The organism is Bacillus sp. ISL-47, from assembly GCF_018613175.1.
GTDB lineage: Bacteria > Bacillota > Bacilli > Bacillales > Cytobacillaceae > Cytobacillus.
This window is the reverse complement of record NZ_JAGGQS010000017.1, coordinates 12978-27986: the sequence shown is the minus strand read 5'-3', so window position 1 is coordinate 27986 and position 15009 is coordinate 12978. Positions and strand designations below refer to the sequence as shown.

Genomic DNA, 15009 nt, shown 5'->3' with positions numbered 1-15009 from the left:
AGTAGGACGCTGCCGGGCGAATGAAAGAGCACCTGATGGGTGCTCTTTTTGTGTTTTTATTTATTTTCAGCTTATAAATATCGCTTACTTTCTCTTAAGGTGACATTTTTTTGGCCACTCAGCTTTGTTTTATTGTAAATAACGGTTACTTTCTTAGATTTATCGGTCAGAATTTCATTTTATCGGTCACTTTTTCGATATATCGGTCAGTTGGCTTAATGGCGCACTGTTGAGGCTCCCTTTCTAAAATGCTGATCCTTAATTAGAAAACTCGTAAGTTATGTAAAATATAACTAAAATCTAAAGCAATCTAGTTAAATGTACTAATTTGTTTCTAAAATGGGTTGTTTTAATTGAGCTAAGCAATTTTTTCAATTATTCATAAGGGAAGTAATCAGCACTTGATCTTTGACAGAAAACAAAATAACGCACCAGATAGCAGGTGCGTTCCTCTATCCATTTTTTTAAAATGGATATTCCCGAGGCTTGTTTTGTGTAGAGATCCATTGGAGTGTTGTGAATTCTTCCATTGACCATTCGCCTCCGAAGCGACCAAGTCCTGAGTCTTTTTTGCCTCCGAATGCTACAAGCGGTTCGTCGTTAACGCTTTGATCGTTTACATGGACCATGCCTGTTTCCATTTGCTTAGCGATTTCTACACCTTTTTCAAGGGAGCGGGTATGGACGGAGCCGCTTAATCCGTATGGTGTGTCATTTGCAACACGGATAGCTTCCTCCTCGGTCTCAACCGGGATGATCGTTACAACTGGACCAAACATTTCGTTCTTTGCAGTAGAGACGTCATTTGTGCCTTTTAAGATTACTGGGCTCATCACGTTGCCCTCGACTTTGCCCTCCAGTACTACCTCAGCACCCTGCTGCCTGGCTTCTTCAATTTGGCCAAGCAATCTTTCAATGGCTGCCCGATTAATTAATGGGCCGATCAGGGTATCCTTGTCGCGCGGATCTCCTACTTTAATGCTTTCTGCTTTATCTACAAAGCGTTTGACGAATTCATCATAAACATTGCGGTGAACAATAATCCGGTTTAGTGACATGCAGATTTGCCCGTTATGCATGTACTTTCCGAATGCAGCTGCATTCACAGCTCTTTGAATATCTGCGTCTTCCAGGACGATAAGGGCATTATTGCCGCCAAGTTCTAATACGGATTTTTTAATATTTCTGCCGCATAGTTCGCCGATATAGCGTCCGACACCTGTCGAGCCGGTGAATGAGATCATCCGTGGAATTGGATGTTCCACAAATGAATCCCCAATTTCTCCAATGTCTGCTACAACAACATTCAGCACACCTTTAGGGACTCCGGCCTCCTCAAAGATTTTGCCCAGGATTGATCCGCCGCTCATAGCAGTTTTTTCATCAGGTTTAAGAACGACTCCATTCCCGACTGCCAAGGCAGGGGCCACAGAACGCATAGCAAGATACATAGGGAAGTTGAATGGCCCGATGATGCCTACCACACCTAAAGGTTTGCGGTAAACTCTGTTTTCTTTACCTGGTACAAGTGAAGGTACAATGGTTCCATCCATCCTAAGAGGGAAGGATGCAGCCTCACGTGTAATAGCAATGCAGAAATCTACCTCCACGTTTGCTTTTAAATGGGAAGACCCGGACTCCAATACAAGAAGTTCGACAAGTTCATCACGCCGCTCATTCATAATGCGAACCGCATTTTCCATTATGGTTGAGCGCTCAAAAGGATTGGTTTCGCTCCAAGCTTTTTGAGCCTGTTTTGCTGATTGATAAGCTTCGCTTATATCTTCTACACCAGCCATTTTAAACTCCGCCAAGGTTTCTTCATTGTAAGGATTAGTGTCCTGATAAACGGACTTACCGGTTCCGTCCCGCCATTCTCCATCTATATATTGCTTGTTTAAATTTTGATATTTACTCATTTTGTCACTCCTTTGCTGTAACTTTTAACGAGATATTAAAACTATTCCTTTGAAGGACAGGAGCTAAACTTTATAATATTTGTTAATTGCTGAAGGAGGGAATCATAGTCGTTTCATTCCTCTAGAAAAAGGATAACCTAACAAAAAGCATCAGATTTTCGAAAAAAGGTTATCAAACCCTGAATTCTTTTGTACAATAGGGATTTAATGGGGATAGGGTGGAGCAGGAGCACTCTTAATAGACCCTCAAAGGAGGATATGGCATTGCTGGAAAACAGTTTTATTATGGTCGCCATTATATTGCTCATTAATATTGTATATGTATCTTTTTTTACAATCAGGATGATTCTTACGCTGAAGGGACAGCGATACCTAGCAGCTTTTATAAGTACGATCGAAGTTGTGATCTATGTAATTGGGTTGGGTCTCGTACTGGATAACCTTAATGAGATACAGAATTTGATTGCTTATGCGGTGGGCTATGGAATTGGTGTTATTGTGGGCATGAAAATTGAAGAAAAGCTGGCACTTGGCTATATTACAGTGAATGTGATCACCAAAGAATATGACCGGGATTTACCTAAAGCATTAAGAGATAAAGGTTACGGTGTGACAAACTGGGCTGCCAACGGGTTGGAAGGTGATCGGATGGCTCTTCAGATACTGACGCCGAGAAAATATGAGTTGAAGCTGTATCAAACGATTAAAGAGCTCGATCCGAAAGCTTTTATAATCGCTTATGAGCCGAAAACCATTCATGGAGGCTTCTGGGTGAAATCTGTTAAGAGAGGAAAGTTGTCTCAATGAGCAAAGGGAAGAGCAAAATGGTATTTGAGGTTCAGGAAAATGAAACCATTGATCAGTGTCTGGCACGAATTCAACAGGCAGGATATATGCCTGTTAGAAGGACGGAAAAGCCTATTTTTAAAGAAGTTAAGAATGGCGGAAAAGTCGACTATGAACCGGCTGGCCGCCAAATCGTTTTTGAAGCGAAACTGGTTGAAGAGTAAAACACGAACATTAATTGTCTGACTTTTAGTATTGTTCGATTTTTAGGTTGACATAGTATCAGGCAAGTTGTTAATATGGTGGTAGTTAATAAAACGTGAATAACCCCTCGTATAATAATGGGAATAGGGCCCATGAGTTTCTACCCGGCAACCGTAAATTGCCGGACTATGAGGGAAAGCTGATATGCCCGGCGTGATAAAGGAATGGTTCCTGCTGCAATTAGGTATATTCCTTTTATTATGGTTAATTTTGGCCCGGACAGATTACTTTCTCTCATAAGAGAAGGATCTGTGCGGGTTTTTTATATTTACTGATTTGGAGGAGGAAGAATGAACGCACAAGCAGCAGTCATTATGGGGAGCAAATCAGATTGGGAAACAATGAAGCACGCTTGCGGAATTCTGGAAGAGCTTGAAATCGCTTTTGAAAAAAAGGTCGTCTCAGCGCATCGGACTCCGGATCTTATGTTTGAATTTGCCGAACAGGCTAGAGATAGAGGAATAAGGGTGATTATTGCCGGCGCAGGGGGAGCAGCACATCTGCCAGGAATGGTAGCTGCGAAAACGACCCTTCCGGTTATTGGAGTGCCAGTCCAATCAAAGGCTCTAAATGGGCTGGATTCATTGTTATCCATTGTGCAAATGCCAGGCGGAGTTCCAGTGGCTACCGTTGCGATCGGAAAGGCAGGCGCAACCAATGCAGGATTATTGGCTGCACAAATCCTTGGAGCTTTTGATACGCAAATTGCAGAACGCCTTGAACATAGAAGAGAAAAAATAAAACAGGAAGTTTTAGAAAGCAGTGATGAACTTGTCTAATAAAACGATTTTGCCTGGACAAACGATCGGAATTATTGGCGGCGGCCAGCTTGGGCGAATGATGGCTCTTGCTGCAAAAGCCCAAGGTTTTAGAATCGCGGTCCTAGATCCGACTGAAAATTCGCCTTGTGGACAGGTTGCGGATATTGAAATCACTGGGGCGTTTGACAGCTTGGATGCTATAAAAGAACTGGCAGAAGTCAGCGATGTTGTTACCTATGAATTTGAAAATATCAACGCTGAAGCACTGGACTGGCTATGTGCACATGCGAATGTACCTCAAGGCAGCGAGGTTCTGGAAATTACTCAGGACCGGACAAAGGAGAAGGCAGCCATTCAAAATGCGGGCTGCGAGGTTGCTCCATACGCTGTCATCACTACAGAAAAAGACATTTATGATAATATAGAAAAGCTTGGCTATCCGTCGGTATTAAAGACTTCCAGGGGCGGATATGATGGAAAAGGACAGTTTGTCATAAAGAGCGAGCAGGATTTAAAGGATGCTGAAAGGCTTCTTGAAAAAGGTGTGTGCGTTCTTGAAAAATGGATTCCTTTTGAAAAAGAAATTTCGGTGATCATCTGCCGAAATATCACAGGAGAAACAGCTATTTTTCCAGTAGGGGAAAACATTCACAAAGAAAATATTCTGCATCAGACAATTGTGCCGGCCATCATAACAGACGCTGCAGAGGACAAGGCGATAAAAGCAGCAAGCCAGCTGGCAGAAGCACTTGGGCTTATCGGTACGCTTGCTGTTGAAATGTTTTTGACAAAGGACGGGCATATTTACATAAATGAGCTTGCGCCGCGTCCGCATAATTCAGGGCATTATTCCATTGAAGCCTGTGAGACCTCCCAGTTTGAGCAGCATATCAGGGCGGTTTGCAATTGGCCGCTTGGAAGCACCGAGCTATTAAAACCGGCTGTTATGGTAAACATACTAGGAGAGCATCAGGAGCTTTTAATAAAGAAAATACCTGAACTGATTGACTGGAAGATTCATTTGTACGGAAAAAAGGATGCCAAATATAAACGCAAGATGGGCCATGTCACGCTTTTGCGGAATTCAGCGGAAGAAGCGCTGGACGAAGCAGAAAAGAGCGGCATCTGGGCCGATGTGAAGGAAAAGATCGGAGGATAAAACATGATTGAACGTTATACAAGACCGGAAATGGGAGCTATTTGGACAGAGGAGAACCGCTTTCAGGCTTGGCTAGAGGTTGAAATACTTGCTTGTGAAGCTTGGGCAGAATTAGGCGATATTCCGAAAGAGGATGTCCAAAAAATCCGTGAAAAAGCTTCTTTTGATATCAACCGGATTAAAGAGATCGAAGAAGAAACAAGGCATGATGTTGTTGCTTTTACACGTGCGGTTTCTGAAACGCTTGGCGAGGAGCGCAAATGGGTTCATTACGGACTTACATCAACGGATGTGGTTGATACGGCGCTTTCTTACTTAATCAAGCAGGCGAATGATATTCTTCTAAAAGATCTTGAGCGTTTTGTAGAGATCCTAAAAAACAAAGCCCGGGAACATAAGCATACTGTTATGATGGGCCGTACGCATGGAGTACATGCAGAGCCAACAACCTTCGGCCTAAAGCTTGCGCTTTGGTATGAAGAAATGAAACGAAATCTTGAACGCTTTAAAGAAGCAGCTGCTGATGTAGAATTCGGCAAAATTTCGGGTGCAGTTGGAACATATGCTAACATCGATCCCTTTGTTGAGAAATATGTATGCGAAAAGCTTGGCCTGCAGCCTGCACCAATCTCTACTCAAACACTTCAGCGTGACCGTCATGCCCACTATATGGGTGCGATTGCTTTGGTTGCAACATCGATTGAAAAATTTGCAACGGAAATCCGCGGCCTACAAAAAAGTGAAACGCGCGAAGTAGAGGAATTTTTCGCAAAAGGCCAAAAAGGATCTTCAGCCATGCCGCATAAGCGCAATCCGATCGGTTCTGAAAATATGACAGGAATGGCTAGAGTGATCCGCGGTTATATGATGACTGCCTATGAAAATGTTTCACTATGGCATGAGCGCGATATTTCCCACTCTTCGGCTGAAAGAATCATTATTCCGGATGCAACAATTGCGTTGAACTATATGCTGAACCGCTTTGGCAACATTGTTAAAAATTTAACTGTTTTCCCTGAAAACATGAAACGCAATATGGACCGTACACTCGGGCTAATCTACTCCCAGCGTGTTCTCCTTGCGTTGATTGACAAAGGAATGACGCGTGAAGAGGCATATGACACAGTCCAGCCGCGTGCAATGGAAGCCTGGGAAAAGCAGGTTCAATTCCGCAGCCTAATCGAACAGGACGAAACCATTACATCAAAGCTTTCTGAAGCAGAACTTGATGACTGCTTCGACTATAACTACCATATCAAGCATGTAGACACAATTTTTGACCGTTTAGGTTTGTAGCAAAATAGAGGTAAAGAGCAGTCTTTACCTCTATTTTAACAGGAAAATTCCTAATTTTCTTATAAAGGAGGCTCTCCGCCATGGAAAAAGGAGCATTGTTATACGAAGGCAAAGCCAAAAAGGTTTACAGAACAGACAATGAAAACATTGTATGGATCGAGTATAAAGATTCTGCAACGGCTTTTAACGGGGAGAAAAAAGCAAGCATTGACGGCAAAGGCCGTTTGAATAACGAGATTACGAGTTTGCTATTTTCAAAGCTGCATGAGCTGGGAATCGACTCTCACTTCATCAAAAAGCTTTCAGAAACGGAGCAGCTTGTGAAAAAGGTGGAGATCATTCCGCTCGAAACAGTGGTCCGGAACCTTGCGGCAGGGAGCTTTTCTAAGAGATTGGGAGTTGAAGAAGGCACGGCTTTACCTAGACCGATTGTAGAGTTTTATTATAAAGACGATGCGCTCGGCGATCCAATTTTAACAGAAGACCATATTGAGGTACTGAAGCTGGCTGATGAGAAGGAAGTGGCTCTTCTAAAAGAGAAGGCATTGAATGTAAATGCAATTTTAAGAGACTTTTTCAAAGAGCTGGGCATTAACTTGGTAGACTTCAAGCTTGAGTTTGGGAAGGATGAATCAGGCAATATCTTGCTGGCTGATGAGATCTCACCTGATACTTGCAGGCTTTGGGATATAGAGACAAATGAAAAACTTGATAAAGATGTTTTCCGCAGAGATCTTGGGAATTTGACTGATGCCTATGAAAATATTTTAGCGAGACTGGGAGGCCAAACAGTATGTACAAAGTAAAAGTTTTCGTCACATTAAGAGAAAGTGTGCTAGATCCTCAAGGAACAGTTGTAAAAAATTCGCTTCATTCCATGAATTACACTGAAGTATCTGATGTCCGCATCGGTAAATACATGGAGTTGACCATTGAAAAGAGCGACCGCCCTGTTGAAGAGGCAGTAAAGGAAATGTGCGAGCGCCTTTTGGCTAATGTTGTGATTGAAGATTACCGCTTTGAAATTGAGGAGGCTGTTACCCAGTGAAGTTTGCAGTCATCGTTTTTCCAGGGTCCAATTGTGACATAGACATGTACCATGCAGTGAAGGATGAGCTTGGAGCGGAAGCCGAATATGTCTGGCATGACGCTGAAAGCTTGGATAAGTATGACGGAATCCTTCTTCCCGGCGGGTTTTCATACGGTGATTATCTCCGTTCAGGTGCAGTGGCACGCTTCAGTAATGTCATGAAAGAAGTAGTAAAAGCGGCTGAGGCAGGCAAACCGATTTTGGGCGTATGCAACGGATTTCAAATTTTATTAGAAGCAGGTCTTTTGCCAGGGGCGATGAGAAGAAATGATAGCCTAAAGTTCATTTGCCGTACTGTAGAGCTGAAAGTTGAAAACAACGAGACTATGTTTTCATCTGCTTATAAAAAAGATGAAGTAATCAAAGTCCCAATCGCTCATGGCGAAGGGAACTATTATTGTGATGAAGCCACTCTAGTTAAATTGCAGGAAAATAATCAGATCGTATTTACTTATAACGGAACAAATCCTAATGGCAGCCTGGAAAATATCGCGGGCATTATTAATGAAAAAGGAAATGTTCTCGGCATGATGCCGCACCCTGAAAGAGCTGTTGATGAGCTTTTAGGGGGAGCAGATGGCTTGAAACTTTTTCAATCAATCGTAAAACAATGGAGGGAAGCACATGTCGTTAATGCTTGAGCCAAGTCCGGAACAGTTAAAGGCACAGAAGGTATATAAAGAAATGGGTTTGTCTGACGAAGAATTTACGATGATTGAAAAGATTATCGGGCGTTTGCCAAATTATACAGAAATCGGCTTGTTTTCTGTTATGTGGTCTGAGCACTGCAGCTATAAAAATTCCAAGCCAGTATTAAGCAAGTTCCCAACAACAGGAGAGAAAGTGCTTCAAGGACCAGGGGAAGGAGCTGGAATTGTTGATATCGGCGATGGGCAAGCAGTTGTTTTTAAAATTGAAAGCCATAACCACCCGTCTGCAATCGAACCTTACCAAGGGGCTGCAACAGGTGTCGGCGGGATTATCCGCGATGTATTTTCAATGGGCGCAAGACCGGTCGCCCTCCTCAACTCTTTACGCTTTGGAGAATTGGATTCTCCTCGTGTTCGGTACCTTTTTAAAGAAGTAGTCGCAGGCATTGCTGGCTATGGAAACTGCATTGGCATTCCGACAGTAGGAGGAGAAGTGCAGTTTGATTCTTCCTATGAAGGTAACCCGCTTGTAAACGCCATGTGTGTCGGTTTAATCGACCATAAGGATATTAAAAAAGGCCAGGCGCATGGCGTCGGCAATACGGTTATGTATGTGGGCGCGAAAACAGGCCGTGACGGAATCCATGGAGCTACTTTCGCATCAGAAGAACTGACCGATCAATCAGAAGCAAAGCGGCCAGCTGTCCAGGTTGGGGACCCGTTTATGGAAAAGCTTCTTTTGGAAGCATGCCTTGAACTGGTTCAGTCCGATGCCCTTGTCGGCATTCAGGATATGGGTGCTGCGGGCCTTACTAGCTCTTCAGCTGAAATGGCGAGCAAAGCAGGATCTGGTATTGAAATGAATCTGGACCTTGTACCGCAACGGGAAACAGGCATGACTGCATACGAAATGATGCTTTCCGAGTCTCAGGAAAGAATGCTGATTGTGGTGAAAAAAGGCCGCGAGCAGGAGATTGTTGATTTATTTTCCAAGTATGGCCTTGAAGCAGTTGCGGTCGGCAAGGTAACTGATGATAAGATGCTCCGCCTAACCCATCAGGGGGAAACCGTAGCAGAGCTTCCAGTTGATGCACTTGCAGAGGACGCACCGGTTTACCATAAGCCATCAAGCGTACCTGAATACTATCGTGAATTCCAGGTGATGGAAAATGACATTCCAGCGGTTGATGATTACAAAGAAACGCTTGTAAAGCTGCTCCAGCAGCCGACCATTGCCAGTAAGGAATGGGTTTATGACCAATATGACTATATGGTGCGCACGAATACGGTTGTGGCTCCTGGTTCAGATGCGGCAGTTATCCGTATCCGCGGAACGCGCAAGGGACTTGCAATGACGACAGACTGCAATTCCCGCTATATGTATCTTGACCCTGAGACAGGCGGCAAAATTGCTGTTGCGGAAGCAGCCAGAAATATCATCTGCTCCGGCGGGGTACCTTTAGCAATCACAGATAACCTGAATTTCGGCAACCCGGAAAAGCCTGAAATCTTCTGGCAGATTGAAAAAGCGGCAGATGGAATCAGTGAGGCTTGCCGCACCTTAAATACACCTGTTATTGGCGGAAACGTCTCTCTATATAACGAAACAAATGGAACGGCGATTTATCCTACACCAGTCATTGGAATGGTCGGACTGGTAGAAGATATTGACCATGTAACGACGCAATCTTTTAAAGCGGCGGGCGACCTTATTTATCTGGTAGGCGAAACAAAGGATGAATTCGGAGGCAGTGAACTACAGAAGATGACATACGGCAAGGTCTTCGGAAAATCACCTGAGCTAGATTTGGAAAAAGAAGAAAAGGCTCAGGCACAAATTTTGAAAGCCATCCGTTCAGGCCTTGTGGCATCAGCGCATGATGTGGCAGAAGGCGGATTGGCAGTGGCGGCTGCTGAAAGTTTGATTGGTTCCAAAGGGCTTGGAGCGGATGTGAAAGTAACGGGCAATGCTACTTCAGCTTTATTCAGTGAATCGCAGTCCCGCTTCTTGCTTTCTGTTAAAAAGGAAAATCAGGAAGCGTTTGAAAATTTAGTAGATGCAAAGCTTATTGGTGAAGTGACAGAAGCACCTGTACTATATATCTCCAATGAGGAGGGCCTATTGCTAGCCGAACAGGTTGATGTTCTGGAGCAGGCCTGGAAAGGAGCCATCCCATGCTTGCTGAAGTAAGAGGATTAAATGAAGAGTGCGGGATTTTTGGCATATGGGGGCACCAGGATGCCTCCCAGATTACGTATTACGGACTTCATAGCCTGCAGCACCGCGGCCAGGAAGGTACGGGAATGGTCGTTACAGATGGCAAGAAGCTAAAAGGCATGAAAGGTGAAGGCCTTGTTACAGAGATTTTTACATCAGAAGCAATGAAGGAGCTGGAAGGGAAAGCCGCGATCGGCCATGTTCGCTATGCGACAGCCGGCGGGGGCGGATATGAAAATGTTCAGCCCCTGCTGTTTAACTCTCAGAGCGGAAGCCTTGCGCTTTGCCATAACGGAAATCTGGTAAATGCGACTGCCTTAAAGCATCAGCTGGAAGGACAGGGAAGCATTTTTCAAACCAGCTCGGATACAGAGGTATTGGCTCACCTGATTAAGCGTGCAGGTTTCTCTTCTTTAAAGGAACGTGTTAAAAATGCTCTATCCATGATTAAAGGAGCTTATGCTTTTCTAATCATGACCGAAACTGAAATGATGGTTGCGCTTGATCCGAACGGTATGAGGCCGCTATCACTTGGAAAAATCGGCGATGCTTATGCGGTCGCATCTGAAACCTGTGCCTTTGATGTGGTCGGCGCAGAATTTATCCGCGATATTTTGCCTGGAGAGCTTCTGATCATTGACGATAACGGCTTCCGTTCGGAGATGTTCGCAATGGCTTCCAATATTGCCATGTGCACAATGGAATATGTTTATTTTTCCCGTCCGGACAGTAATATTAATGGAATTAACGTGCATACAGCCCGGAAAAACCTTGGGAAGCAGTTGGCTCTTGAAGTCCCAATTGAAGGCGATGTTGTTACAGGCGTACCGGATTCGAGCATCTCGGTTGCGATCGGCTATGCTGAAGCTTCAGGTATTCCATATGAAATGGGACTGATCAAGAACCGCTATGTGGGCCGTACGTTTATCCAGCCTTCCCAGTCATTAAGGGAGCAGGGCGTAAAAATGAAGTTGTCGCCGGTCCGCGGTGTGGTTGAAGGCAAGAGAGTCATCATGGTTGATGATTCGATTGTCCGCGGAACAACAAGCAGAAGGATTGTGAGCATGCTGAAAGAAGCCGGCGCAACTGAAGTGCATGTGCTGATCAGTTCACCTCCTATTAAAAATCCATGCTTCTATGGAATTGATACATCCTCTAAGGAAGAGTTGATTGCAGGCAATCACTCAGTAGAAGAAATTAGAGAAATCATTGGCGCAGATACACTAACCTTTTTAAGTACTGAAGGCATGGTTAAAGCGATCGGCAGGAAAGATGGACAATGCCTGGCATGCTTTACAGGACAGTATCCGACTGAGATTTATCCTAGCACTGTGCATCCTTATGAGAAGGTGTAATTGAACTTTGGCCGATAAATAGCTATGGTTGGCCGATAAATACGAAGAATTGGCCGATAAATCTTGATTTTTGGCCGTTAAAAGTACTATTTTGGCCGATAAGTTGAAAAATCGGCCTTTATTTTTCCAATATGGGGTGAAAAATAGATGGCAAATGCATATAAGCAAGCCGGAGTGGATATTGAAGCAGGCTATGAAGCAGTTTCCCGCATGAAAAAGCATGTACAAAAAACAATTCGCCCAGGCGTGCTCGGCGGGCTGGGCGGATTCGGCGGCATGTTTGATCTTTCAGTTCTCAACATGAAGGAACCAGTATTAGTGTCAGGCACAGATGGAGTCGGGACGAAATTGATGCTGGCCTTTATGATGGATCAGCATGATACGATTGGAATCGATGCTGTCGCGATGTGTGTCAATGACATTGTCGTACAGGGAGCAGAGCCTCTCTATTTCTTGGATTATATCGCCTGCGGAAAGGCTGCACCGGAACGGATTGAAGCGATTGTAAAAGGAATAGCAGATGGCTGTGAGCAGGCTGGATGTGCGCTTGTAGGCGGGGAAACAGCTGAAATGCCTGGCATGTACAGCGAGGAAGAATACGACCTTGCCGGCTTTGCAGTCGGGGCCTGTGAAAAATCCAACTTGGTCAATGGTGCGGATATTAAAGCGGGGGATGTGCTGATCGGCCTTGCATCCAGCGGCATTCATAGCAATGGCTATTCGCTGGTGCGTAAGCTGTTCTTCGAAAAAGCAAATATGTCATTAACTGATAACGTTGATGAGTTAGGCTGTACTTTGGGGGAAGAGCTGCTTCGCCCGACAAAGATTTACGTAAAGCCACTTCTATCAGCTATGAAAAAGTTCAAGCTGAAAGGCATGGCTCATATTACGGGTGGAGGATTTATTGAAAACATTCCGCGCATGCTTCCGGAAGGCTTGGGTGCTCAGCTTGAAGAACGGAATTGGCAAGTGCCGGCTGTGTTCACGATGATGGAGAAAATCGGCGGACTCAAGCGCAAAGAAATGTACAATATTTTTAATATGGGAACAGGCATGGTCGTTGCAGCTGATAAGGAAATCGCAGAAGAATTGATTGCCTATTTTAACAAAATTGGAGAAAAAGCTTACCTTATGGGGACAGTTACCGATCAGGAAGGAATTGAAATTCTGTAAGCTGAATCGCTTAAGGAGGAAGTCATGAAGAAAATCGCAGTGTTTGCTTCCGGAAGCGGAACGAACTTTCAGGCCATCATGGATGCATCCAAACAAGGCGAACTGCAGGCTGAGATTGTCCTTTTTGTCTGTGACCGCCCGGGTGCCTATAGCATCGAGCGTGCTCAAAACGGACAGATTCCGCAATTCGTTTTTTCAGCAAAGGATTATGCCGGCAAAGCAGCGTATGAAGAAGTGATTTTACAGAAGCTGAAGGAAAGCGGTGCCGAGTATATCATTCTTGCTGGCTATATGAGACTGATTGGTCCGACTCTGCTTAAAGAATATGAAGGAAGAATAATTAATATCCATCCATCTCTTTTGCCGGCTTTTCCGGGTAAGGATGCAATCGGACAGGCGTTGGAAGCCAATGTAAAGGTGAGCGGTGTAACAGTGCATTTTGTAGATGAAGGCATGGATACCGGTCCAATTATTGCCCAGCAGTCTGTTGCTATTGAGAGAGATGAAACCAAAGAGAGTCTTCAGAACAAGATTCATGAAGTCGAACATAAGCTTTATCCGCAGGTTTTACAGAAACTTTTTTATGCTAAAATGGTAAAGAGGTAAAGGGATTTGGTTACAAAGTTTGGCAGGCTTTTGAAAAGGTCTATGTTCAAGCTAATGTTGGATTTAGCACATATTAATTAGAGCGGAAATCAGCAGGCAAGTTTAACAGAGTATTTATAAAAGTCTTGTAGTCAGTCAGGAGGAGCAGAAAATGAAAAAACGGGCACTTATTAGTGTTTCTGATAAAAATGGTGTAACTGAATTTGCTCGGCAGTTAAGCGAGCTTGGCTTTGAGATTGTTTCCACAGGCGGAACCAAAAAAGCGTTGGAAGAGAGCGGCATTCCCGTTGTTGGTGTTAGTGATGTTACGGGCTTTCCGGAAATTCTGGAAGGGCGTGTTAAAACGTTAAACCCGATGATTCATGGGGGATTGCTGGCGAAACACGGTGAACCCGGTCACAAAAAGCAGCTTGAAGAGCATCAGATTCAGCCAATCCAGGTTGTATGTGTGAATTTGTATCCCTTCCAGCAAACGATCGCCAAGCCTGATGTTACGGTAGAGGATGCAATAGAGAATATTGATATTGGCGGCCCGGCCATGCTGCGCGCATCAGCGAAGAACCACGAGTATGTGACGGTAGTGGTGGATCCTGCGGATTATGAAACTGTACTAACTCAATTAAATGAAAGCGGAGAGGTGCAAAAGGAGACCCGCCGCAAGCTTGCTGCGAAGGTATTCCGCCATACTGCTGCCTATGATGCGATGATCGCTGAATATATGACAGATTTGGCTAACGAAGAAACACCAGAAAAATTAACCGTTACATATGAATTAAAGCAAACGTTAAGGTACGGAGAAAATCCTCATCAAAAAGCAGCTTTTTACCGCAAACCGCTTGGTTCCGAATTTTCGATTGCCAATGCCGAGCAGCTTCATGGAAAAGAGCTATCCTACAACAATATTAATGATGCCGATGCGGCTCTTCAACTTGTAAAAGAATTCTCAGAGCCTGCAGCAGTTGCCGTTAAGCATATGAACCCTTGCGGAGTTGGAACTGGCGAGAATGTATTTGATGCTTTTTCAAAAGCATTTGCAGCGGACCCCGTTTCCATTTTTGGCGGAATCATTGCCCTGAACAGGGAAGTGGACGCCGACACAGCTAAAAAGCTATATGAAATCTTCCTTGAAATCATTATTGCGCCTTCTTTCTCAGGTGAAGCGCTCGAAATTTTAAAAGGGAAGAAGAATCTGCGTTTGTTAACGATTCCTTTTGATGGGAAAAAGAAAGCTGAGATGAGATTATCCACGATTGAAGGCGGCCTGCTTGCCCAGGAGTATGATCAATATACGCTTGAAGATGCAGAAGTATCTGTAGCAACAAAAAGGGAACCAACTGAAGAAGAATGGAAAGCGCTCAAGCTTGGCTGGAAAGTCGTTAAGCATGTGAAATCCAATGCAATTGTTGTAAATGATGCGAATATGACGCTTGGAGTCGGTGCCGGGCAAATGAACCGTGTCGGTTCTGCCAAAATTGCACTGGAACAGGCTGGGGAAAAAGCAAACGGAGCTATAATGGCATCAGATGCATTCTTTCCAATGAACGATACGGTCGAGGTCGCAGCCAAGGCAGGCATCACAGCAATTATTCAGCCAGGCGGCTCCATCCGTGATGAGGATTCTATCAAAAAAGCCGATGAGTATGGAATTGCCATGGTCTTTACAGGCGTGCGCCATTTTAAACATTAAGTTTTACCCAAATACAGGAGCCCTTAACCAGGCTCCTGATTACTA

At 44.3% G+C, this 15009-nt stretch carries 14 protein-coding genes and 1 riboswitch; of the genes, 13 read left to right on the top strand and 1 reads right to left on the bottom strand.

Going from position 1 to position 15009, the window contains the following annotated elements:
- Positions 1-464: 464 nt before the first annotated feature.
- Positions 465-1919: an aldehyde dehydrogenase family protein gene (locus J7I93_RS06260; protein ID WP_214724379.1), complete on the bottom strand. Its 1455-nt coding sequence runs from the start codon at positions 1917-1919 to the stop codon at positions 465-467.
- Positions 1920-2177: 258 nt separating this feature from the next.
- On the opposite strand from J7I93_RS06260, the gene J7I93_RS06255 reads away from it, so the two are divergent.
- The 13 genes from J7I93_RS06255 (at position 2178) to purH (ending at position 14964) form a co-directional block, all read left to right on the top strand.
- A complete protein-coding gene (locus J7I93_RS06255; protein WP_214724377.1) occupies positions 2178-2726 on the top strand; it encodes a DUF5698 domain-containing protein in 549 nt (182 codons plus the stop codon).
- The gene (locus J7I93_RS06250) at positions 2723-2929 is read left to right on the top strand and encodes an NETI motif-containing protein (protein ID WP_214724375.1); all 207 of its coding nucleotides are present in this window, start codon (positions 2723-2725) and stop codon (positions 2927-2929) included. Before J7I93_RS06255 ends, J7I93_RS06250 begins: the two co-directional genes overlap by 4 nt.
- Before the next feature lie 87 nt (positions 2930-3016).
- Positions 3017-3118, top strand: a riboswitch (purine riboswitch).
- A gap of 141 nt (positions 3119-3259) precedes the next feature.
- Complete coding sequence (purE, locus tag J7I93_RS06245; RefSeq protein WP_214724373.1) at positions 3260-3748, top strand: 5-(carboxyamino)imidazole ribonucleotide mutase; 489 nt, start codon at positions 3260-3262, stop codon at positions 3746-3748.
- Complete coding sequence (gene purK, locus J7I93_RS06240) at positions 3735-4889, top strand: 5-(carboxyamino)imidazole ribonucleotide synthase (protein ID WP_214724384.1); 1155 nt, start codon at positions 3735-3737, stop codon at positions 4887-4889. Before purE ends, purK begins: the two co-directional genes overlap by 14 nt.
- A 3-nt stretch (positions 4890-4892) precedes the next feature.
- Positions 4893-6185 carry an adenylosuccinate lyase gene (purB, locus tag J7I93_RS06235; protein WP_214724371.1) on the top strand — a complete coding sequence of 431 codons (1293 nt, stop codon included), beginning with the start codon at positions 4893-4895 and terminating at the stop codon, positions 6183-6185.
- Between the two features lie 80 nt (positions 6186-6265).
- The gene (purC, locus tag J7I93_RS06230) at positions 6266-6991 is read left to right on the top strand and encodes a phosphoribosylaminoimidazolesuccinocarboxamide synthase (protein ID WP_214724369.1); all 726 of its coding nucleotides are present in this window, start codon (positions 6266-6268) and stop codon (positions 6989-6991) included.
- Positions 6979-7233 carry a phosphoribosylformylglycinamidine synthase subunit PurS gene (purS, locus tag J7I93_RS06225; RefSeq protein WP_214724367.1) on the top strand — a complete coding sequence of 85 codons (255 nt, stop codon included), beginning with the start codon at positions 6979-6981 and terminating at the stop codon, positions 7231-7233. Before purC ends, purS begins: the two co-directional genes overlap by 13 nt.
- A complete protein-coding gene (gene purQ / locus J7I93_RS06220) occupies positions 7230-7916 on the top strand; it encodes a phosphoribosylformylglycinamidine synthase subunit PurQ (protein WP_214724365.1) in 687 nt (228 codons plus the stop codon). The genes purS and purQ overlap by 4 nt, the downstream gene beginning before the upstream one ends.
- Positions 7900-10116, top strand: coding sequence for a phosphoribosylformylglycinamidine synthase subunit PurL (gene purL / locus J7I93_RS06215; protein WP_214724363.1), 2217 nt, complete (start codon positions 7900-7902; stop codon positions 10114-10116). Before purQ ends, purL begins: the two co-directional genes overlap by 17 nt.
- Entirely contained in the window at positions 10101-11498 is a 1398-nt protein-coding gene (gene purF / locus J7I93_RS06210; RefSeq protein ID WP_214724361.1) for an amidophosphoribosyltransferase, read from the top strand. Before purL ends, purF begins: the two co-directional genes overlap by 16 nt.
- 147 nt (positions 11499-11645) lie before the next feature.
- Entirely contained in the window at positions 11646-12671 is a 1026-nt protein-coding gene (purM, locus tag J7I93_RS06205) for a phosphoribosylformylglycinamidine cyclo-ligase (RefSeq protein ID WP_214724359.1), read from the top strand.
- 24 nt (positions 12672-12695) lie between these two features.
- The gene (gene purN, locus J7I93_RS06200) at positions 12696-13277 is read left to right on the top strand and encodes a phosphoribosylglycinamide formyltransferase (RefSeq protein WP_214724357.1); all 582 of its coding nucleotides are present in this window, start codon (positions 12696-12698) and stop codon (positions 13275-13277) included.
- A gap of 151 nt (positions 13278-13428) precedes the next feature.
- Entirely contained in the window at positions 13429-14964 is a 1536-nt protein-coding gene (purH, locus tag J7I93_RS06195) for a bifunctional phosphoribosylaminoimidazolecarboxamide formyltransferase/IMP cyclohydrolase (protein WP_214724355.1), read from the top strand.
- Positions 14965-15009 lie beyond the last annotated feature (45 nt).

Excerpts from the sequence above, each read along its gene's own strand:
- J7I93_RS06260 (WP_214724379.1), bottom strand. The coding sequence starts at position 1,919 with ATGAGTAAATATCAAAATTTAAACAAGCAATATATAGATGGAGAATGG.
- J7I93_RS06255 (WP_214724377.1), top strand. The coding sequence starts at position 2,178 with ATGGCATTGCTGGAAAACAGTTTTATTATGGTCGCCATTATATTGCTC.
- J7I93_RS06250 (WP_214724375.1), top strand. The coding sequence starts at position 2,723 with ATGAGCAAAGGGAAGAGCAAAATGGTATTTGAGGTTCAGGAAAATGAA.
- purE (WP_214724373.1), top strand. The coding sequence starts at position 3,260 with ATGAACGCACAAGCAGCAGTCATTATGGGGAGCAAATCAGATTGGGAA.
- purK (WP_214724384.1), top strand. The coding sequence starts at position 3,735 with ATGAACTTGTCTAATAAAACGATTTTGCCTGGACAAACGATCGGAATT.
- purB (WP_214724371.1), top strand. The coding sequence starts at position 4,893 with ATGATTGAACGTTATACAAGACCGGAAATGGGAGCTATTTGGACAGAG.
- purC (WP_214724369.1), top strand. The coding sequence starts at position 6,266 with ATGGAAAAAGGAGCATTGTTATACGAAGGCAAAGCCAAAAAGGTTTAC.
- purS (WP_214724367.1), top strand. The coding sequence starts at position 6,979 with ATGTACAAAGTAAAAGTTTTCGTCACATTAAGAGAAAGTGTGCTAGAT.
- purL (WP_214724363.1), top strand. The coding sequence starts at position 7,900 with ATGTCGTTAATGCTTGAGCCAAGTCCGGAACAGTTAAAGGCACAGAAG.
- purF (WP_214724361.1), top strand. The coding sequence starts at position 10,101 with ATGCTTGCTGAAGTAAGAGGATTAAATGAAGAGTGCGGGATTTTTGGC.
- purM (WP_214724359.1), top strand. The coding sequence starts at position 11,646 with ATGGCAAATGCATATAAGCAAGCCGGAGTGGATATTGAAGCAGGCTAT.
- purN (WP_214724357.1), top strand. The coding sequence starts at position 12,696 with ATGAAGAAAATCGCAGTGTTTGCTTCCGGAAGCGGAACGAACTTTCAG.
- purH (WP_214724355.1), top strand. The coding sequence starts at position 13,429 with ATGAAAAAACGGGCACTTATTAGTGTTTCTGATAAAAATGGTGTAACT.